The organism is Actibacterium sp. XHP0104, from assembly GCF_025751515.1.
Classification (GTDB): Bacteria; Pseudomonadota; Alphaproteobacteria; order Rhodobacterales; family Rhodobacteraceae; genus Actibacterium_D.
The window spans coordinates 783850-803203 of the sequence record NZ_JAOWLE010000001.1 but is presented as its reverse complement, the minus strand read 5'-3'; the positions used below and the strand labels follow the sequence as shown (position 1 = coordinate 803203).

General features: G+C 64.1%; 21 protein-coding genes and 1 tRNA gene. 10 read left to right on the top strand and 12 right to left on the bottom strand.

The genetic code is table 11. From position 1 onward, the window contains the following. Nucleotides 1-4: 4 nt before the first annotated feature. Nucleotides 5-1147, bottom strand: coding sequence for a deoxyguanosinetriphosphate triphosphohydrolase (locus OE856_RS04130; protein ID WP_263714772.1), 1143 nt, complete (start codon nt 1145-1147; stop codon nt 5-7). Between the two features lie 85 nt (nt 1148-1232). Between OE856_RS04130 and OE856_RS04125 the strand changes: the two genes are divergently transcribed. After that, nucleotides 1233-1556 carry a HesB/IscA family protein gene (locus tag OE856_RS04125; RefSeq protein WP_263714842.1) on the top strand — a complete coding sequence of 108 codons (324 nt, stop codon included), beginning with the start codon at nt 1233-1235 and terminating at the stop codon, nt 1554-1556. A 15-nt stretch (nt 1557-1571) separates the two neighbouring features. On the opposite strand, the gene OE856_RS04120 is transcribed toward OE856_RS04125, so the two are convergent. From OE856_RS04120 to OE856_RS04085, 8 genes are all read right to left on the bottom strand, one after another. Next, complete coding sequence (locus OE856_RS04120; RefSeq protein ID WP_263714771.1) at nt 1572-2666, bottom strand: 2'-deoxycytidine 5'-triphosphate deaminase; 1095 nt, start codon at nt 2664-2666, stop codon at nt 1572-1574. 63 nt (nt 2667-2729) lie between these two features. Further along, nucleotides 2730-2806: transfer RNA gene (locus OE856_RS04115), tRNA-Pro, on the bottom strand. A 66-nt stretch (nt 2807-2872) separates the two neighbouring features. Next, complete coding sequence (locus OE856_RS04110) at nt 2873-3586, bottom strand: MerR family transcriptional regulator (protein ID WP_263714770.1); 714 nt, start codon at nt 3584-3586, stop codon at nt 2873-2875. 15 nt (nt 3587-3601) lie between these two features. Next, on the bottom strand, nt 3602-3901 hold the full coding sequence (gene ihfA / locus OE856_RS04105; protein ID WP_263714769.1) for an integration host factor subunit alpha: 300 nt from the start codon (nt 3899-3901) through the stop codon (nt 3602-3604). 94 nt (nt 3902-3995) lie between these two features. Beyond that, entirely contained in the window at nt 3996-4967 is a 972-nt protein-coding gene (locus OE856_RS04100; RefSeq protein WP_263714768.1) for a beta-ketoacyl-ACP synthase III, read from the bottom strand. Next, nucleotides 4964-6070, bottom strand: coding sequence for a phosphate acyltransferase PlsX (gene plsX, locus OE856_RS04095; protein ID WP_263714767.1), 1107 nt, complete (start codon nt 6068-6070; stop codon nt 4964-4966). The genes OE856_RS04100 and plsX overlap by 4 nt, the downstream gene beginning before the upstream one ends. Before the next feature lie 32 nt (nt 6071-6102). Next, on the bottom strand, nt 6103-6309 hold the full coding sequence (gene rpmF / locus OE856_RS04090; protein ID WP_263714766.1) for a 50S ribosomal protein L32: 207 nt from the start codon (nt 6307-6309) through the stop codon (nt 6103-6105). 151 nt (nt 6310-6460) lie between these two features. Further along, on the bottom strand, nt 6461-7027 hold the full coding sequence (locus OE856_RS04085) for a YceD family protein (RefSeq protein WP_263714765.1): 567 nt from the start codon (nt 7025-7027) through the stop codon (nt 6461-6463). An 84-nt stretch (nt 7028-7111) separates the two neighbouring features. Between OE856_RS04085 and OE856_RS04080 the strand changes: the two genes are divergently transcribed. Continuing rightward, nucleotides 7112-7567 carry an outer membrane protein assembly factor BamE gene (locus tag OE856_RS04080; protein WP_263714764.1) on the top strand — a complete coding sequence of 152 codons (456 nt, stop codon included), beginning with the start codon at nt 7112-7114 and terminating at the stop codon, nt 7565-7567. On the opposite strand, the gene msrB is transcribed toward OE856_RS04080, so the two are convergent. Continuing rightward, entirely contained in the window at nt 7564-7959 is a 396-nt protein-coding gene (gene msrB, locus OE856_RS04075; RefSeq protein ID WP_263714763.1) for a peptide-methionine (R)-S-oxide reductase MsrB, read from the bottom strand. The two genes, OE856_RS04080 and msrB, sit on opposite strands and share 4 nt — an antisense overlap. 108 nt (nt 7960-8067) lie before the next feature. Here msrB and OE856_RS04070 point away from each other — a divergent pair, with 108 nt between their 5' ends. Next, a complete protein-coding gene (locus tag OE856_RS04070; protein WP_263714762.1) occupies nt 8068-8805 on the top strand; it encodes a GNAT family N-acetyltransferase in 738 nt (245 codons plus the stop codon). A gap of 41 nt (nt 8806-8846) precedes the next feature. Beyond that, nucleotides 8847-10658 (top strand): ABC-F family ATP-binding cassette domain-containing protein, encoded by a 1812-nt coding sequence (locus tag OE856_RS04065; RefSeq protein WP_263714761.1) that lies wholly within the window; start codon nt 8847-8849, stop codon nt 10656-10658. Here OE856_RS04065 and OE856_RS04060 read toward each other — a convergent pair whose 3' ends face one another. Continuing rightward, the gene (locus OE856_RS04060; RefSeq protein WP_263714760.1) at nt 10659-11513 is read right to left on the bottom strand and encodes a TPM domain-containing protein; all 855 of its coding nucleotides are present in this window, start codon (nt 11511-11513) and stop codon (nt 10659-10661) included. It abuts the gene before it with no gap. A 281-nt stretch (nt 11514-11794) separates the two neighbouring features. Here OE856_RS04060 and OE856_RS04055 point away from each other — a divergent pair, with 281 nt between their 5' ends. The 4 genes from OE856_RS04055 to OE856_RS04040 all read left to right on the top strand — a co-directional run bounded on the left by OE856_RS04055 (nt 11795) and on the right by OE856_RS04040 (nt 16604). Next, entirely contained in the window at nt 11795-12382 is a 588-nt protein-coding gene (locus OE856_RS04055) for an outer membrane protein (protein ID WP_263714759.1), read from the top strand. A 214-nt stretch (nt 12383-12596) separates the two neighbouring features. Further along, nucleotides 12597-14081, top strand: coding sequence for a cysteine--tRNA ligase (gene cysS / locus OE856_RS04050; RefSeq protein ID WP_263714758.1), 1485 nt, complete (start codon nt 12597-12599; stop codon nt 14079-14081). Nucleotides 14082-14220: 139 nt separating this feature from the next. After that, nucleotides 14221-15843: a citramalate synthase gene (cimA, locus tag OE856_RS04045; RefSeq protein WP_263714757.1), complete on the top strand. Its 1623-nt coding sequence runs from the start codon at nt 14221-14223 to the stop codon at nt 15841-15843. Continuing rightward, nucleotides 15840-16604 carry a squalene/phytoene synthase family protein gene (locus tag OE856_RS04040; protein ID WP_263714756.1) on the top strand — a complete coding sequence of 255 codons (765 nt, stop codon included), beginning with the start codon at nt 15840-15842 and terminating at the stop codon, nt 16602-16604. The genes cimA and OE856_RS04040 overlap by 4 nt, the downstream gene beginning before the upstream one ends. On the opposite strand, the gene OE856_RS04035 is transcribed toward OE856_RS04040, so the two are convergent. After that, nucleotides 16601-17824 carry an MFS transporter gene (locus OE856_RS04035; protein ID WP_263714755.1) on the bottom strand — a complete coding sequence of 408 codons (1224 nt, stop codon included), beginning with the start codon at nt 17822-17824 and terminating at the stop codon, nt 16601-16603. The two genes, OE856_RS04040 and OE856_RS04035, sit on opposite strands and share 4 nt — an antisense overlap. A 108-nt stretch (nt 17825-17932) precedes the next feature. Here OE856_RS04035 and OE856_RS04030 point away from each other — a divergent pair, with 108 nt between their 5' ends. Next, a complete protein-coding gene (locus tag OE856_RS04030) occupies nt 17933-18562 on the top strand; it encodes a DNA-3-methyladenine glycosylase family protein (RefSeq protein WP_263714754.1) in 630 nt (209 codons plus the stop codon). Further along, nucleotides 18559-19224, top strand: a complete 666-nt coding sequence (locus OE856_RS04025; protein WP_263714753.1) for an alpha/beta hydrolase — start codon at nt 18559-18561, stop codon at nt 19222-19224. Before OE856_RS04030 ends, OE856_RS04025 begins: the two co-directional genes overlap by 4 nt. The last annotated feature ends 130 nt before the right edge of the window (nt 19225-19354 follow it).

The following is a 19354-nucleotide window of genomic DNA, read 5'->3' as shown; positions in this document are numbered from 1 at the left end:
TCCTTCACTCTCCGCCGATCAGCCGCGCGTGCTCTTGCATGGCAAACCGGTCGGTCATTCCTGAAATATAGTCCGAGACGATTCTGGCAAGTTCGGTCTCGTCGGCGGCCTCGGCCACATCCTTGCGCCATTGCTTGGGCAATAGCTCGGGGTTGGTCAGGAACAGCGGGAACAGGTCATGCACCATCGCCGTCACCACCTTGCGCATCTCGACCACGCTGGGCGCGCGATACATGCGGGTGAACAGGAATTTGCGGATCACCTTGAGCTGTTCCCAGATCTCGGGCGAGAACTGCACCAGCGTGCGGCCGGCATGGCGCACGTCATCGGGTGTTTTCGGGTCAAGCTCGGCCAGACGCGTTTGCGCGACATTCAGCACGTCAGAGACCAGAACCCCAAAGAACCGGCGCAGCGCCTCGTGGCGGCGGCGGTAATAGTTCAGCCCCGGATAGATCTGGTCGACCGTGGCGAAACAGCTGTCCAAGAGCGGCAGCTTGGCCAGCTCGTCGGTCGAAAATAGCTCGGCCCGCAGCCCGTCATGCAGGTCATGGTTGCTATAGGCGATATCGTCTGAAATGGCCGCAACCTGCGCCTCGGCGCTGGCATGGGTGTGCAGTTCCAGATCGTGAACGGCGTTATATTCGGCCAGCGCATAGGGCAGGGCGCCGGTGACGGGGCCGTTATGCTTGGCGATGCCTTCCAGCGTTTCCCAGGTCAGGTTCAGCCCGTCGAAATCGGCGTAATGCCGTTCCAGCCGGGTGACGATGCGAATGGCCTGCGCGTTGTGGTCAAAGCCGCCGTAAGGGGCCATCAGCTCGGCCAGGGCATCCTCGCCGGTATGGCCAAAGGGCGTGTGACCCAGATCATGCGCCAGCGCCACGGCCTCGGTCAGTTCCAGGTTCAGCCCCAGAACGCCGGCGATGGTGCGCGCGACCTGACCGACCTCGATCGTGTGGGTCAGGCGAGTGCGGAAATAGTCGCCCTCGTGCTCGATGAACACTTGGGTCTTGTGTTTCAGCCGCCGAAACGACGAGGCATGGATGATACGGTCTCGATCCCGCTGAAAACACGATCGGAACTCGGCCTCGGGTTCATCGTAAAGCCGCCCGCGTGATTGTGCCGGATCGCAGGCATAGGGTGCCAGCATTGTGTACCGCCTTCGCTTGTCGCCTCGTTGCATCAACCTTATATTGGCCGCGTAACGGATAACATACTGGAATTACAGCATGGACCTGACCTTCCCTCCGAAAGTGACCGAGCGCGCCTTTGCACGCCTGTCCGAGATCGGTGCCGCCGAACAGGGCAAGGCCCTGCGCGTCGCGGTCGAGGGCGGGGGCTGTTCGGGCTTTCAGTATGAGATCACGCTGGATGACGTGGCCGAGGATGACCTGGTGCTGGAAGGCGCGGGCGAAAAGGTGGTGGTCGACGCGGTGTCGCTGCCGTTTCTGGCGAATGCGGTCATCGACTTTACCGAAGAGCTGATCGGCGCGCGCTTTGTCATCGACAATCCGAATGCCAGTTCCAGCTGTGGCTGCGGCACCAGCTTTTCGATCTAAGTCGCGGAAATCAAATCACGATTTGAAATGCTTGCTCAGCTTCAGGCCCTGGCCCTGATAGTTCGACGCAATACCCGTGCCATACAGCTGGATCGGGCGATCCGACATTTTCTCATAGACCAGACGGCCCACGACCTGCCCGTGTTCCAACACAAAGGGCGCCTCGTGACAGCGCACCTCTAGCACCCCGCGCGCGCCCGCGCCGCCGGCCTCGGCATGGCCGAAACCGGGATCAAAGAACCCGGCGTAATGCACGCGAAACTCGCCCACCATCGCCAGATAGGGCGCCATTTCGGCGGCGTAATCGGGCGGGATGCACACGGCCTCGCGCGAGACAAGGATATAGAACGCGCCCGGGTCCAAGATGATCCGGCCCTCGGTGGTGTGGATCGGTTCCCAGTAATCGGCGGGGTCGTAATGGTTGATCAGATCAAGATCGATTACGCCGGTATGCGGCTTGGCGCGATAGCCGACCAGATCGCCGCTTTCGGGTTTGAGATCGACCGAAAAGCCCAAGCCCTCGGAGATCACCGCCGGGCCGCCCGTGACCAACGGCGTCTCGTCGTTCAGCGCGCTCAGCTCGGCATCGTTCAGCATCGCCTGACCGCGGCGGAACCGGATCTGGTTCAGCCGCATGCCGGGGCGCACCTTCACGGAAAACGACCGCGGGCAGATCTCGGCATAAAGCGGGCCAGTATAGCCCTGGGGGATTCGGTCGAACTCGACCCCTTCGTCGGTGATGGTGCGGGTCAGCAGATCCAGCCGCCCGGTCGAGCTTTTGGCATTCGCCACCGCGTTCACGTCATCGGGCAGGGCAAGTCGCTCCATCAGCGGGACGACATAGACACAGCCCTTTTCAAGAACCGCGTCATTGGTCAGGTCGATGCGGTGCATCTCGAACTCGGCCAGGCGGTCTTCGACACTGCGCCCGGCACCGGCCAGGAACGAGGCGCGCACCCGGTAGGCGACATCGCCCAGCCGCAGATCAAGCGAGGCGGGCTGCACTTGCGCGGGCAGGATGGCGGGGGTGGCGGCGATGGCACCGGCCTCGATCATGTTCTCGATCGTCTGGGCGGGCAGAACGCCCACGGTGCTGTCAAACTCGCTCATGCGGCTCCCCCTGAACGTCAAACCGCCCGACACCGTTGCCGGCGCGGGCGGTTTTGAAGAATTTGGTCGGGCTAGCAGGACTCGAACCTGCGACCTTCCGTCCCCCAGACGGACGCGCTACCAGGCTGCGCCATAGCCCGAACTGAGGCGCTTTATACCCGGTTTCGATCCGGGGGCAAGACGCAATTCCGGCTTTTTGAAACGGATTATTCGTCATCACCCATCCGGCTGCGCAGCGCATCCAGACGCTCGGCCATGGCGCGCAGGGCCGGGCGCGGCGTGGCGCGCAGGGCGGCGCGGGCATCGCGCGACGACAGCCGGGCAACCAGCGGCATTTCCAACGCAAAATCATCATCTTCGGGGTCATTTGCGGGCAGATCCGCCCCCAAGGGCGCGCGCGGGCCGTCATTGGCGGCAGCAGGTGCTTCGATCGGGGCCGGGTCGACGCTCGCCGGCTCTTCGGTGGCCTCGGGCGCAAAGGGCAGCTCTGGCTCGGCCTCGGTCACGCGCTGGCGCGGCTTTAGCTGAACGACCTTTTCCTCGGGCTCGGGGCTTTCCACATTCTCGGCCATCGGCGCTTCGGGCACCGGGTCGGATACGTGATGAAAGACAAAGCTGTCATGGTCGTGATCCTGCTCGTGGCCCAGGGGCTGCGACATGCCGGCGACGTGTTTGACGCCCTTGTCGCGCAGGATCTTTTGCGCCCCGCGAATGGTCATGCCATCCTCGTGCAGCAGCTTTTTCAGGCCGCCCAGCAACAGCATGTCATTGGGGCGGTAATACCGCCGCCCGCCGGCGCGTTTGACCGGCTTGACCTGAGTGAAACGGCTTTCCCAGAAACGCAGCACATGCGCCGGGGTTTCAAGCCACTCGGACACCTCGCTGATGGTGCGAAGGGCGTCAGGCGACTTTTTCTCCATGAGAGCGGAACCTTGTTACTTGTTGCCGGCGGCGACGCGGTCTTTCATCAGGTGCGAGGGCCGGAATGTCAGCACACGGCGCGGATGGATCGGAACCTCTTCGCCGGTCTTGGGGTTGCGGCCGACGCGGGCGGCCTTTTCGCGCACCGAGAATGTGCCGAACGACGAAATCTTGACCGACTCGCCCTCGACCAGAGCGTCGGACATGTGTTGCAGCACGCTTTCCACCATGGCCGCGCATTCATTGCGCGACAGGCCCACCTCGCGAAACACTGCTTCGCTGAGATCCATACGGGTCAAAGTCTTGCCGGCCATGTCGTCCCCCTCGTGTCAAACCTCCCCCTAACTTGAGGAGGTTTGAAATCCGAGTCAATATCAACGACTTGCAAGCAGCTGCTTAGGCGGCATTTTACCAGCGCAGAACCACCGCACCCCAGGCCAGACCGCCGCCAATGGCCTCGGTCACGACCAGATCGCCCTCTTTGATGTCGCCCTGGGCCTTGCCGACCGACAGAGCCAAGGGAATCGATGCGGCAGAAGTGTTGCCATGATCCTGGACGGTGATGATCACCCGATCGAGCGGCAACTGCATCTTTTGGGCCGTGCCCTTGATGATGCGCAGGTTGGCCTGGTGGGGCACGATCCAGTCGACATCGGCACTGCCAAGCCCGGCCTTGTCGAGCGCGGCATTGGCGGTCTGGGCCAGTTTTTCCACCGCGTGGCGGAATACCTCTTTGCCCTGCATGCGCAGGAAACCCGTGGTGCCGGTCGAGGTGCCGCCATCGACATAGAGGATGTCGCGATAACGCCCGTCCGAATTGAGGTCGGTGGCCAGGATACCGCGATCGGCAGGGGTGCCTTCGCCCTCGACCGCCTCGAGGATCAGTGCTCCGGCCCCATCGCCGAACAGAACGCAGGTGCCGCGATCCGACCAGTCCATCAGCCGCGAAAATGTCTCAGCCCCGATCACCATCACGCGCTTGGCCTGACCCGACAGGATCAGCCCGTTGGCATTGGTCAGCGCAAAGACGAAACCCGCACACACGGCCTGCACGTCATAGGCAAAGCCACGGGTCATGCCCAGCTGCTCTTGCACCATGGTGGCGCAGGACGGGAAGGTCAGGTCGGGGGTCGAGGTTGCAACGACGATCGCGTCGATGTCATTGGGCTGCAGCCCGGCATCGGTCAGCGCGGCGCGGGCGGCATGGGCGGCCAGATCGGCCGTGCCTTCGCCCTCGGCCGCGAAATGGCGGCGCTGGATACCAGAGCGCGACTGGATCCATTCGTCGGTCGTATCCAAAGTTTCTTCGAAGTGGCTGTTGGGAACCACGCGTTCGGGCAGGTAATGCCCCGTGCCTTTTACGACTGCCCGGATGGTCATTTATCGCTTTCGCTTTCTTCGTCGTTCTGGGGGGCATCTTGGCGCGGCACGCTGGCCGATGCAACCCGTGCGGCCAGTCGTTCTGCAAAACCCGACTGGGCCAGCTGAAAGGCCAGCTTCACCGCCGACGACACCCCGGTCGAATCGGCGGATCCGTGCGATTTGACCACGGTGCCGTTCAGCCCCAGGAACACGCCGCCATTGACCCGGCGCGGGTCGATCCGTTTCTTGAGCCGCCGCAGCGACGTATAGGCCAGCATCGCCGCTATGCGCGACAGGGGCGAGAACTTGAACGCTGCGCGCAGCAGTTCGGAAATCAGCCCGGCCGTGCCCTCGGCGGTCTTCAGCGCGACGTTGCCGGTAAAGCCGTCGGTCACGATCACATCGACCTTTTTCGACGGGATGTCGCCGCCCTCGACGAAACCGACAAAGGCATAGTCGTTGGTCTCGGCGGCGCGGTCGATCAGGTCATGCGCCAGCTTCAGCTCGGCGCGGCCCTTGTGCTCTTCGGTGCCGACATTCAGCAGGCCGATGCGCGGGTGGGGCAGATCCAGGCCGTTGCGGGCGTAAGAGGCGCCCATCAGCGCATATTGCAGCAGATCCTGTTCATCGGCGCGGATATCGGCGCCCACATCCAGCATCACGTTGAACCCGCCCGGATTGCGCGAGGGCCACAGGCAGGCGATGGCGGGGCGGTTGACGCCGGGCAGTTTGCGCAGCCGGATCATCGATACGGCCATCAGCGCGCCGGTATTGCCGCAAGACACACAGGCCTCGGCCTCGCCCGAACGCACGGATTCGATTGCCGACCACATCGAGGTCTTCTTGCCGTGGCGCATCACCTGGCTGGGTTTGTCATGCATCGAGACCACGTCTTCGGCATGACGAATCTCGCAGCGCCCGGTCAGAACCCGGCGCCGCGCGACAAGCTTTTTCAGCTGATCCTCAGGCCCATGCAGGATGAACCGGATATCGGGGTTCTTGGTCGCAGATTTTGCGATTCCGGCGACAACTGCCGCCGGTCCGCGATCCCCCCCCATCGCGTCGACCGAGATAACGGTGCGCGCGGCAAGGGTGGTCGTCTGTTGAGTATCGGACTCCATGATACGGCTAAAAACCCCGTTATAACGGGGGCTTACGCCGCGTCTTCGTCCAGATCGATCTCTTCGGCCTGGGCCACGACCTCACGGTCGTCATAGTGGCCGCAAGCACCGCAGACGTGATGCGGGCGCTTCAGCTCGCCGCAGTTGGGGCATTCGGCGGGGTTGCCGGCAACCAGGGCGTCGTGCGAACGGCGCATGTTACGACGCGAACGCGTGATTTTATTCTGAGGGACAGCCATGTCACAACCTCGGTGTTCGGGGGCCTAAGCCCTTGTATTTCTGTGGAATGAGCAACGTCATCGCCGCCGGGGCGCGCCGTCCAACCCATCGTGTAAACGAGGCCGGGAAAATACCCGGATTCTGTGTCGGCGCAAGTCTTTTCTGCAATTGCTAATCAGGGTCGTTTTCACCCTTGGTTTCAAGGCGTTTGCGCAGCTCTGCAAGCCCGGCAAAGGGCTTTGCGTCGTCGTCGCTCATGGCCTCGACGCCCGGCTCGGCATAGGTGCTTTGCGCCAGTTCGGCACCATCGGCGCGCGGGTAGAGCGGCAGGTTCAGCGCCAGTTCCTCTTGCATGACGGCGCGCAGATCCAGCACCTCGGGCAGGGGCTCGACGCTTTCATCCTCGGGCATCTCGACCTCTTCGTCCTCGCTGTCGGCGATCTCGGGCAGGTCCGCCACATAGAGGCGCGCCACAGTGACGTCGATGCGGGTCGTGACGGGCTCCAGCGTCACCACGCAGGGCTGGGTGACGGTCGCGCCCAGCTGCGCCTCGAGGCGCCAGTCGGTCTTGCCGTCGGGAATCAGTTGGCCCGCAAAGCGCAGTTTGCGCAGCCCCAGCAGGCCCAGGTCCTGGGCAATCCGGGCGCAGGTCTCGGCATCGGGGCGCAGTTCAAACCCGTGCGTCGAGGCCGAACGCAGCGTGCCGAGGCGCACCGGGCTGTCTGGTAGCGTGCTCATTGGTGTTCCATTCTTGAACCGAAGCCATTCCTTCTGTAAGCCGATACGAGGCGCAAGACCTGATTACAAGAGGCGGGGGGTTCAATGGCCGGGCAGATCGTGAAACTGGCAGCGGCGGGCCTGGTTGCCCTAAGCTTGGGTGCCTGTGTCGATATCTATCAGCGGCACGGATATGTGCCGACCCAATCCGACCTGGAAAACGTGATCGTCGGCGTCGATAGCCGCGATACGGTTCTGTCGGCCATCGGCCAGCCCGCCACCGCGGGCCTGACCCGGGACGAGACCTGGTATTACGTCGAAAGCACCACCCGAGCGCGCGGCCCGCTGGCCCCCGAAGAAATCGAGCGCCGCGTCATCGCCGTCAGCTTTGACAGCAATGACACGGTCGCCAATATCGAGGAATTCGGCCTGCAAGACGGCAATGTCATCGCGCTGAACCGCCGCATCAGCGAAGGCGGCGCGCAAGAACTGTCGTTCATCCGTCAGCTGCTGGGCAATGCCGGCAACTTCAACGCCGCGCAGGCCCTGGGCAGCAATTAATCCTCGGGCTCGAACGCCAGGGCCACCCCGTTGACGCAATAGCGCAGCCCGGTCGGTGCCGGGCCATCGGGAAAGACATGGCCCAGATGCGCCTCGCAGCGATTGCAATGCACCTCGGTGCGCCGCATGAAAAAGCTGCGATCTTCGGTTTCGCCCACCATTTCGGGGTCTAGCGGCTGGTAGAAGCTGGGCCAGCCACTGCCGCTGTCGAATTTCGCGCCCTGATCGAACAGCGGCGCACCGCAACAGACGCAACGGAATGTGCCGGCCTGCTTGGGGAAATCGTCATGGGTAAAGGCGCGCTCGGTTCCGTGTTTTCGCGTGACTTTATAGGCCAGTGGCGACAGTTGCTCACGCCATTCGGCATCGGTTTTCACCACCTTGTCGGTCATGTCTGATCTCCTGTGTCAAATCCCTGTCACATCTTGTGTGCTAGATGTCCCGCGATCATATTTAAGCGGACACCGTTCACGCGCCAATCAACAAGGAGTGTTGGGGCCATGCTGTCATTGCGCAAGGGCCGGTATATCACCCGGCTGGCCGAAACCCCGGCAGATGTTCTTGCTGCGCAGGAATTGCGCACCCTGACCTTTCGCGGTCCGGGCTCGGCGCTGGATCGCGATCCGTTTGACGAGATCTGCAAGCATATGCTGGTCGAGGATGCCCGCAGCGGCGAGCTGGTCTGCTGTTTTCGCCTGCTGCCGCTAAGCGGTGGCGCCGAGATCGGTCAAAGCTACTCGGCGCAATATTACGAATTGTCGGGCCTTGCCGATTTCACCGGCCCGATGGTTGAAATGGGCCGGTTCTGCATCCATCCCGATCACCGCGACCCCGATATTCTGCGGGTCGCCTGGGGCGCGATGACCCAATATGTCGATGAAACCGGGGTCGAGATGCTGTTTGGCTGCTCGTCCTTCAAGGGCACCGAGGCCGATGCCTATATGGATGCCTTCGCCCTGCTCAAGGAACGCCACCTGGCGCCCAAGCGGTTCCTGCCGCGGATCAAGGCGCCGAACGTGTTCAAATTCGCCCAAAAGCTGCGCCAGCGCAAACCCGACGCCAAGCGCGCCATGCTGGGCATGCCGCCCTTGCTGCGCACCTATCTGATGATGGGCGGCTGGGTCAGCGATCACGCCGTGGTCGACCGCGACCTGAACACGCTGCATGTCTTCACGGGGCTGGAAATCAAGGCCATCCCACCGGCGCGCAAACGCCTGCTGCGGGGCGTGGCCGGCTGACACCCGTTGACCCGGCCCGCGCCGCGCGATAGCTGGCGCCTATGGCACGCGCACCTCTTTTGCAACTGAACGGCATTTCCCTCACTTTCGGGGGCGAGCCGGTATTTGATGGCCTCGATCTGGTGGTTCAGCAGGGCGACCGGGTGGCGCTGGTGGGGCGCAACGGCTCGGGCAAATCGACCCTGATGAAGGTCATGGCGGGCCTCGTCGAACCCGACCGGGGCGAACGCATCGTGCCCGCCGGCGTGCGCGTGGGCTATATGGATCAACACCCCGATCTGACCGGCTTTGCCACGCTGGGCGATTTCGCCGCCCATGCGCTGGACCCGTCAGAGGCCTACCGCGTCGAAATGGTGGCCGAGGGGCTGAAATTCCGGCCTGAGACCCCGGTGAATACCGCCAGCGGGGGCGAACGCCGCCGCGCCGCGCTGGCGAAACTGTTGGCCGAGGCGCCCGAGCTTATGCTGCTGGACGAGCCCACCAACCATCTCGACATCCAGGCCATCGGCTGGCTCGAAGAACAGCTCAGCACAACCCGCACCGCCTTTGTGCTGATCAGCCACGACCGCGCCTTTCTGCGCGCGCTGACCCGCGCCACGCTGTGGATCGACCGGGGCGTCGTGCGCCGCCAGGAACGCGGGTTCGATGCGTTCGAGGAATGGCGCGACAAGCTTTGGGAAGAAGAGGACGAGGCGCGCCACAAGCTGAACCGCAAGATCAAGGCCGAGGCCCGCTGGGCCGTCGAAGGCATCAGCGCCCGCCGCAAGCGCAACCAGGGCCGCGTGCGCGCCCTGCAAGGCCTGCGCGAACAACGCGCCAACATGATCCGCCGCCAGGGCGCCGCCGAGATGGTGCTGGAGGGCGGCCAGAAGTCGGGCAAGAAGGTGTTCGAGGCGCGCGGTATTTCGAAAACATTCGACGACAAGGTGATCCTCAAACCCTTTGACCTGCGCGTCATGCGCGGCGACCGGGTGGCTTTTGTTGGCCCCAACGGCGTGGGCAAGACCACGCTGCTCAAGATGCTGACCGGTGAGGTCGCGCCCGATACCGGCACGGTCGATCTGGGCACCAACCTCGAGATGGCCGTCTTTGATCAGAACCGCAGCCAGCTCGACCCCGAGCTCAGCCTTTGGGAAAGCCTGACCGGCGACCCCGAGATGCGCGTGTCGGGCAAGGCCGATCAGGTGCTGGTGCGCGGTCAGCCGCGCCACGTGGTCGGTTACCTCAAGGATTTCCTGTTCGACGAACGCCAGGCCCGCGCGCCGGTTCGGTCACTGTCGGGCGGTGAAAAGGCGCGCCTGCTGCTGGCCAAGATCATGGCCCGCGAAAGCAATGTTCTGGTGCTGGACGAGCCGACCAACGATCTGGATGTCGAAACGCTGGACCTGTTGCAGGAACTCTTGGGCGATTACGACGGCACCGTGCTGCTGGTCAGCCACGACCGCGATTTCCTGGACCGCGTCGCCAGCACCACCATCGCGATGGAGGGCGACGGCCGTGCCACCGTCTATGCCGGCGGCTGGAGCGACTATCAGGATCAGCGCCAGCCCGCCCCCGACGACAAGCCCGCGGCCCCCAAGACGGCGCCCAAACCTGTCGCCGAGGCCGCGCCCAAGGCCCCGGTCGAGGGGCTGACCTATACCGAAAAGCACCGCCTGGAAAAGCTGCCCGCGATCATCGAGCGGCTTGAGGCCGAGATCGCCAAGCTGGAAGAGTTCCTGTCCGACCCCGATCTTTTTGCCAAAGAGCCGGTCAAATTCAAGAAGGCCAGCGAAGGCTTGGTCGAGCGCCAGAATAAACTGGCCGAGGCCGAGGAAGAGTGGCTGCTGCTGGAAGACAAGGCCAGCGCCTGATCACCAGCGCCCCGAGGCCCCGCCGCCCGACGACCGCCCTCCGCCCGACGACGACGATGTGCTGATCCGCCCGATGTCGAACGGGGTCTCATCGCGGTAATCGCAGCGGTCACAGGTGGTGATCCGCAGTCCGCGACCCTTGGCTGCCGTGGTGGCCTTGCTGAGGATATCGCGATGACGATGCAGCCCGCGTTGCCCGCAATTGGGGCAGGGGCGCAGCCGCACCGACCAGTCCCCGATCCGCCGCCGCAAACCGATCAGCAAGACGCCCCCGATCGCCAGAAACGGAAACAGTTCGGACAGCCGATCGCCCCAGCTGGGCGCAGGTGGCGCAGCCTGCGCGGCAAATGGCCGAACGATATCGCGGATCAGCGCGCGGGTGCCGGCCTCGATTCCATCGGCATATTGGTCATCACGAAAATAGGGCAGCACGTTCGAGTTGATCACCTCTTGCGCCACCGGGTTCCAGCCGCTGTCATAGCCTTCGCCCAGCTCGATCCGCATCTCGCGGTCGCTGCGCGCCACATAAAGCAAAATGCCGTCGTTGCGGGTTGCGTCGCCAATGCCCCAGTCGTTGAACAGGTCGGTGACAAAGGCCTCCATGCTGGGGGCCGGCGCATAGGTGTCGCGGGTCTCGATCGTGACGATCAGCACCTCGATGTCGGTTTCGGCGCGTAGGTCGCGCAGTGTGGCGTCCAGCCGCGCCTCGGCCTCGGGCGGCAAAAGATCGGCCAGATCGGACAGGTGCGTTTCAACGGGCCGCGCCGGATAGCCGCCTTGCTGGGCAAGGGCGGGCGTGGCCAACAGCAGGGCCAAGGCGGCAAGACGGGGCAGGGTGCGCAGAGTCGGTATCATGGCGCGATGCAACGCGCCTGCGCGTCTGGGGGCAAGGGGAAAATGCGCCAGCCCCACCCCGTTCACAGTTGCGAGAGACCGGTCCCAGGCGTCGAAACCGGCGGCTTCCCGCCAGTGACGCTGCGGTAAAAACCCTTTAATCGGCAGCATTTAGCCGGGTTTTCGCTCTCGTTTTCGTGAGGCCTTGCCGATTGCCCCGCCCGACCTTTCATACCCCGTGACCGCCAAACGACCCGAGCAGACGGCGGCCGTGAAACAGTAAAAGCTATGGAGCTTGAACAATGAAAAAGATGATCACCCTTGCCGCGATGACCCTTGTGGCCGCGGGCCCCGCCCTGGCCGGAAACATTGCCCCCGTGTTGGACGAACCCGTCGTCGCTGCCCCCGCACCGGTCTATGCCGAAGGCCATGACTGGACCGGCGGCTACGTCGGTGGCCAGCTGGGCTTTGCCGCGCCCGAGGCCGATGGCGGCCTTGATGGCGACGGGGTCATCGGCGGTGTACACGCCGGTTACAACTATGATTTCGGCGATTACGTGCTGGGGGGCGAGCTGTCCTATGACGCCGCCAGCATCGACATGAACGGCGGCGAGCTGACCGACGCCATCCGCCTGAAAGCCAAGGCCGGCTATGACCTGGGCAAAACGCTGGTCTACGGCACCGCCGGCGCCGCGCGCCTGCAGGCCGATCTGGGCGGCGGCTCGGACTGGGATACCGGCTATTTCGTCGGTGCCGGGGTCGAGCACATGCTGACCACCAATGTCTCGGTCGGCGGCGAAGTTCTGTACGACAAGGTCAGCAATTTCGCGGGATCGGGCGCAGACCTCAGCGGCCCGTCGGTGGCAGCGCGCGCCTCGTTCCACTTCTGACGCACCACCACTCGCGAAAGGGCGGGCCGGGCGAAACCCCGGCCCGTTCGCCTTTGCGCTTGGCAGCGCGCGCGGGGGCTGCTATTTCGGCGTCATGACCACTTGCACCATCATTATCTGCTGCATTATCCGCTGACATCGTCAGGCGGGCCGGTCTTTTCAGTCAGATGTGAAGTTGCCAAAGCCCGCCGCGAAGGCGCGCGAAGGATACGTTATGACCGAGATCAGGCTGCACAACACCCGGACCCGCAAGAAAGAGGTCTTTGCCCCCATCGACCCCGACAATGTGCGCATGTATGTCTGCGGCCCCACGGTCTATGACCGCGCCCATCTGGGCAACGCGCGGCCGGTGGTGGTGTTCGATGTGCTCTATCGCCTGCTGCGCCACGTCTATGGCGAAAACCACGTCACCTATGTGCGCAACTTCACCGACGTCGATGACAAGATCAACGCGCGCGCCTTGGAAAATGTCGGCGCGGGCGGTGATGTGAATGCCGAGATCAAACGCATCACCGAGATGACCACCCAGTGGTTCCTGGATGACATGCACGCGTTGGGGGCGCTTGACCCCAACCAGATGCCCCGCGCCACCGCCTATATCCCGCAGATGATCGAGATGATCGACAAGCTGGTCAACGACGGCTTTGCTTATGCCAAGGACGGTCATGTGCTGTTTCGGGTGCGCGAATACGCCGACTATGGCGCGCTGTCGGGCCGGTCAGTCGATGACATGATCGCCGGCGCCCGCGTCGAGGTCGCGCCCTATAAAGAAGATCCGATGGATTTCGTGCTGTGGAAGCCCTCGAGCGACGACCTGCCGGGCTGGGACAGCCCCTGGGGCCGCGGGCGGCCCGGCTGGCATATCGAATGCTCGGCCATGTCCTATGCGCTGTTGGGCGCGTCTTTTGATATTCACGGCGGCGGCAACGACCTGATGTTCCCGCACCACGAGAACGAGATCGCCCAAAGCTGCTGCGCGCACCCCGAGGGCGGCTTTGCGAATGTCTGGCTGCACAACGAGATGTTGCAGGTCGAAGGCAAGAAAATGTCCAAGTCGCTGGGCAATTTCTTTACCGTTCACGACCTTCTGGAACAGGGCATCCCGGGCGAGGTGATCCGGTTCGTGTTCCTGTCGACCCATTACCGCAAGCCGATGGATTGGACCGAGAAAAAGCGGGAAGAGGCGGAGAAGACTCTTAGGAAGATCGTCGAGTTTTTGGGCCGAGATCGCCAAACAAAACCTTGGTCCCTGCCTCTCGCCAGCCCCCCGAAAGAGTTCGTAGAGGCGCTTGCCAACGATCTGAATACCTCTCTCGCCCTTACTCTTATCAACAAATACCTGAAGAACGAGCAGGAGCCAGAGCTCGTGGCTGCGCTCGAGTTCTTGGGATTTTATCCCGGAAACCTGGTCGATACGTTCAACCAGTTCGAGTTAATAGCGTCTGATAACGGCGCGGCCTCAGGCTATCAAATGTCATATCTGGGGGTGACCCATGATGTGGCAGACACTTTGATTTTGCTAGGAAATAGACTCTTTGAAGTTCGGCGGCAGGCCATGGAAACAAAGGATTTTTCGGGGGTTGATGCCCTAAAGTCTGCGTTGCTAGAGGCGGGTGTCGAAGTTCGCATGAGCAAGGATCGCGTGGACCTTCACCCGGCTGCTGGTTTCGATCCCGCAAAACTGGAGGCGCTGAAATGACCTCCATGTCAGTTTCGCACCCAACGCAGGGCCGCGACCGACCCGAGGGGGGGCGCCATCGCGCTGCCCCTGGGGGGCGGGTCGGCGCGGCCCGGGCCGCAAGCGCCCCGGGCGGGGTTCACTTTGATGGACAAGACAAATGACCAAAGAAAAGCTCTATCTCTACGACACCACGCTGCGTGACGGGCAACAGACGCAGGGCGTGCAGTTCTCGACCGAGGAAAAGACCACCATCGCCAAGACGCTGGATGCGCTTGGTGTCGATTACATCGAGGGCGGCTGGCCTGGTGCCAACCCCACCGACAGCGCCTTTTTCGATGCCGCGCCCAAGACCCGCGCCACCATGACCGCCTTTGGCATGACCAAACGCGCCGGGCGCTCGGCCGCGAATGACGATGTGCTTGCGGGCGTTCTGAACGCCAACACGCCCGCCGTCTGTCTGGTCGGCAAAAGCCATGATTTCCACGTGACCACCGCGCTGGGGATCACGCTGGACGAGAACATCGAGAACATCCGCGCCTCGATCGCCCATATCAAGGCGCAGGGCCGCGAGGCGCTGTTTGACGCCGAGCATTTCTTTGACGGCCACAAGGCCAACCCCGATTACGCCGTCGCCTGCTGCAAGGCCGCCTATGACGCCGGTGCGCGCTGGGTGGTGCTGTGCGACACCAACGGCGGCACCCTGCCCGAAGAGGTGCGCGCCATCACCACCGACGTGATCGCGGCGGGCATTCCGGGCGATCACCTTGGCATTCACACCCATGACGACACCGGCAACGCTGTGGCCAGCTCTCTGGCCGCGATTGATGCGGGCGTGCGCCAGGTGCAGGGCACGCTGAACGGGCTGGGCGAACGCTGCGGCAATGCCAACCTGACGACGCTGATCCCGACCTTGATGCTGAAAGAACCCTATGCCAGCCGGTTCGAGATCGGCGTCACCGACGAGGCGCTGTCGGGGCTTGTCCATGCCTCGCGCCAGCTGGATGACATCCTGAACCGCGTGCCGGTCAAGGCCGCGCCCTATGTCGGCGCCTCGGCTTTCGCGCACAAGGCGGGGCTGCATGCCAGCGCGATCCTCAAGGACCCCTCAACCTATGAGCATGTCGAGCCCTCGCTGGTCGGCAATGCGCGCATTATTCCGATGTCGAACCAGGCTGGCCAGTCGAACCTGCGCAAGCGCCTGTCCGATGCCGGGCTAAGTGTCGAGGCCGGCGCGCCGGAACTGTCGCGCATCCTTGACGAGATCAAGGAACGTGAATCGCAGGGCTATTCCTACGACACCGCACAGGCCAGTTTCGAACTGATCGCCCGCCGCGCCCTGGGCCAGTGCCCCGAATTCTTCGAGGTCGAACGCTACCGCGTCATCACCGAGCGCCGCCGCAACGCGATGGGCAAGATCGTCGTCGCCTCCGAGGCCGTCGTGACCGTCAGCATGGCCGACGGGCAGACCACCAGCTTTTTCCAGAATGACAGCCCCACGGATGAGCATGACAGCGGCCCGGTCAACGCGCTGTTCAAGGCGCTGGCCAGCGACCTGGGCAAGTATCAGGCGCTGATCGACGACATGCATCTGGTCGACTTTAAGGTGCGGATCACCAGCGGCGGCACCGAGGCCGTGACCCGCGTCATCATCGACAGCGAAGACAGCAAGGGCAACCGCTGGGCCACCGTCGGCGTCAGCGCGAATATCGTCGATGCCTCGTTCGAGGCGCTGGTCGATGCGATCAACTGGAAACTGATCCAGGACGGGGCGCGCGCATGACGCTTGACGCCTGCGCCGGGCTGGTCGAGCGCGGCGATCCCGACCGGTTCGCCGCCGCGATGGCCGCGCCACCCGCCGCGCGGGCCGTGTTGTTTCCGCTTTATGCCTTCAACATCGAAGTCGCCCGCGCGCCCTGGGTCGCGTCCGAGCCGATGATCGCCGAGATGCGCCTGCAATGGTGGCGCGACGCGCTGGAGGAGATCGCCAGCGGCGGCCCCGTGCGCCGGCACGAGGTCGTCACGCCGCTGGATGACGTTCTGGATGCCGAAGGCGCGCGGCTGCTGGATGGGCTGGCCGCCGCGCGGCGCTGGGAATGCTATCGCGACCCGTTCGAGGATGAGGCCGATTTCGACCGCTATATCGACGCCACATCGGGCCATCTGGTCTGGACAGCGGCGCGCCTGTTGGGCGCGCGCGACGAGGCGCCGCTGCGCGACTATGCCTATGCGGCGGGCGTCGCCAACTGGCTGCGCGCCATCCCCGAGCTGGAATCGCGCGGCCGCATCCCCTTGCTGGATGGCCGGCCCGAAGGTGTCGCGGCGCTGGCGCGCAGGGCGCTGGAGCGGCTGGCGCAGGGCCGCAAGGGACGGGGCAGGGTGCCCGCATCGGCGCGCGCCGCTCTGTTGGCCGGGTGGCAGGCCGAGGCGTTGTTGAAGCAAGCCGTGCGCGACCCCGCCGCCGTGGCCGAGGGGCGTTTGATGCAAACCGAATTCGGCAAGCGCGGCGGGCTGTTGTGGGCCGCGATGACGGGGCGGGTCTAGGCGTCCTTGGGGCGCAGCGCCAGCCAGATCAGTGCGCCGCCCGCCAGCATCAGGAACGGAGCCATCGCCAGGTTGACCGAGGTCCAGCCCTGCTGAACCGTGCCGCCAGAACAGTTCATCAACCCGCCCGAGGCCAGCGAGGCGATCGTCACCCCGCCAAACACGATCAGGTCGTTCATGCCCTGCACACGGCCGCGTTCCTCGGGCGCATGGGCGCCGGCCAGCATCGCGGTGGCGCCGATAAAGCCAAAGTTCCAGCCCAGCCCCAGCAGCACCAGCGCGACAAAGAACTGCTCCAGCGCAACGCCGCTCAGCGCGACGGCGCCCGCGCCGGCCAGGATGATCAGGCCCAGCGCCACGATCTTTTCCACGCCGAAGCGCGCAATCAGATGGCCCGTAAAGAAGGATGGAACGAACATGGCCAGCACATGCGCGGTGACCACATCGGCGGCGTCAGATTGTTCGAACCCGCAGCCCACCACCGCCAGCGGCGTCGAGGTCATCACCAGGTTCATCAGCGCATACGACACCAGCGCGCAGATGATCGCCACCGCCACGCGCGGGGTGCGCAGCAGCTCGATCCGCGAACGGCCCTTGGGCGCGTCATGCGCGGGCACGGGCGGTTTGGGAATGTCGAGAAACAGGAACAGCACCGACCCGATGATGTTGATCATCATCACCGCCAGATAGGTGCCCATGAACGGCACGACATAGGCGTCGGTCGTCACCTTGACCAGTTGCGGCCCGATAATGGCCGAGGCCAGCCCGCCGGCCATGACATAGGAAATCGCCTTGGGGCGGAAATCGTCGCTGGCGGTATCGGCGGCGGCAAAGCGGTAGAACCCCTGCGCCGACATGTAGACCCCGGTGAACAGCGAGCCCAAGAGGAAGATCTCGAACGAGTTCTGCATCAGCCCGTAGGCCCCCGTTGCCGCGCCCAGCGCGCCGCCGGTCGTGCCGACAAAGAACCCTGCGCGGCGGCCGTATTTCTGCATCAAGGCCGAGATTGGCGTGGCGGTCAGCATCGACCCCAGCACGATCATCGAAATCGGCAGCGTCGCCCAGCAGACATTGCTGGCCAGCGACTGTCCCGCCAGCCCGCCGATGGTAAAGATCATCGGCATCTGCGCGCCCAGGAACGCCTGGGCCATCACAAGGAACATCACGTTGCGCTTTGCGCGCGCGTCCGTGGTTGCGGGGGTGTCCGAAATCGTGCTCATTCCCACGCCTTACTGCGGCGGGGGGCTGTTGGAAAGACGGCAAATATGCACAAGATGCGATATATTGTCGTGACGTCGCGCACAGTGCGCCCCAATCAAAGGCCCGAAATGATCGGTCGCATCATCGAAACACCCGCCTGCCTGGCCGAAGGCGCCGCGCATCTGGTCGCGGTCGAGCCTCGGTTCGAACAGGCCCTGGCGCTGACCGGGCCGCTGCCGCTGCGGCGGCGCAAGGACGGGTTTGCCGCGCTCTTGGATGCCATCGTCAGCCAGCAGGTCTCGGTCGCGGCGGGCAACGCGATCTGGGGGCGGTTGCGCGACGCCGGGCTGACCGGGCCGCGCAAGGTGATGTGGGCCACCGACGACGATCTGCGCGCCTGCGGGCTGAGCCGGCAAAAGATCCGCTATGCCAAGGCGCTGGCCGGGGCGCGTATCGACTATAAGGCGCTGCGCGGCCTGCCCGATGAAGAGGTCGTGGCGATCCTGACCGAGGTGCCCGGCATCGGCCGCTGGAGGGCCGAGATCTATGCCATGTTCAGCCTGGGCAGAGCAGATGTCTTTGCGCCCGCCGATCTGGCCTTGCAGGAATCGGCGCGGGTGCTGTTCGATCTGCCCGACCGTCCCAGCGAGAAAACCCTGCGCGCCATGGCCGAACCCTGGTCACCATGGAGAGGCGTTGCAGCGCGCGCGCTTTGGGCCTACTACCATGTCGCCAAGGAACGGGAAGGGATCAGATGACCAGGGAATTGAAATTCGGCCGTCGCGGGCCTGAACAGGGCCAGGCCACGTCGCTGGTGGTATTTCTGCATGGCTATGGCGCCGACGGGGCCGACCTGCTGGGTCTGGCCGATCCGCTGAGCCCGCATATGTCCGGCACCGCATTTGTCGCCCCAGACGCGCCCGATCGCTGCGCGGGCTCGCCCTTTGGCTATCAGTGGTTTCCGATCCCGTGGATCGACGGCTCGACCGATGAACAGCGCGACGAGGGCATGGACGAGGCGGTCGAGGATCTGCACGTCTTTCTCGACAAGCTGATGGCCGACGAGGGGCTGAGCGCCGACCGCGTGATCCTGTTCGGCTTTTCGCAAGGCACGATGATGAGCCTGCACATCGCCCCCCGCCGCACCGAACCCTTTGCGGGCGTGGTGGGCTTTTCGGGCCGGCTGCTGCACCCCGACATGCTGGCCGATGACACGATCAGCCGCCCGCCGGTGCTGCTTGTGCATGGCGATATGGACGACGTGGTGCCGGTGCAATCTCTGCCCGAGGCGGGCGAGGCGCTGTCAGAGGCCGGGTTCGAGGTCTATGCCCATATCATGAAGGGCACGCCCCACGGCATCGCCCCCGACGGGCTGAGCGTGGCGCTGACCTTCATGCGCAACCGGCTGGGCATGGACTAGGGTCAATCGCCCGTTCCGTCATATCTCTGTGATCCTGATCCGTTACGCCTGATCCTGCGCGGTCACTGGCATATCTAGGGCTTGCCAGCCGTAAACCGCGAGATATAGTTGAATCGTGCTGGGGCGGGGT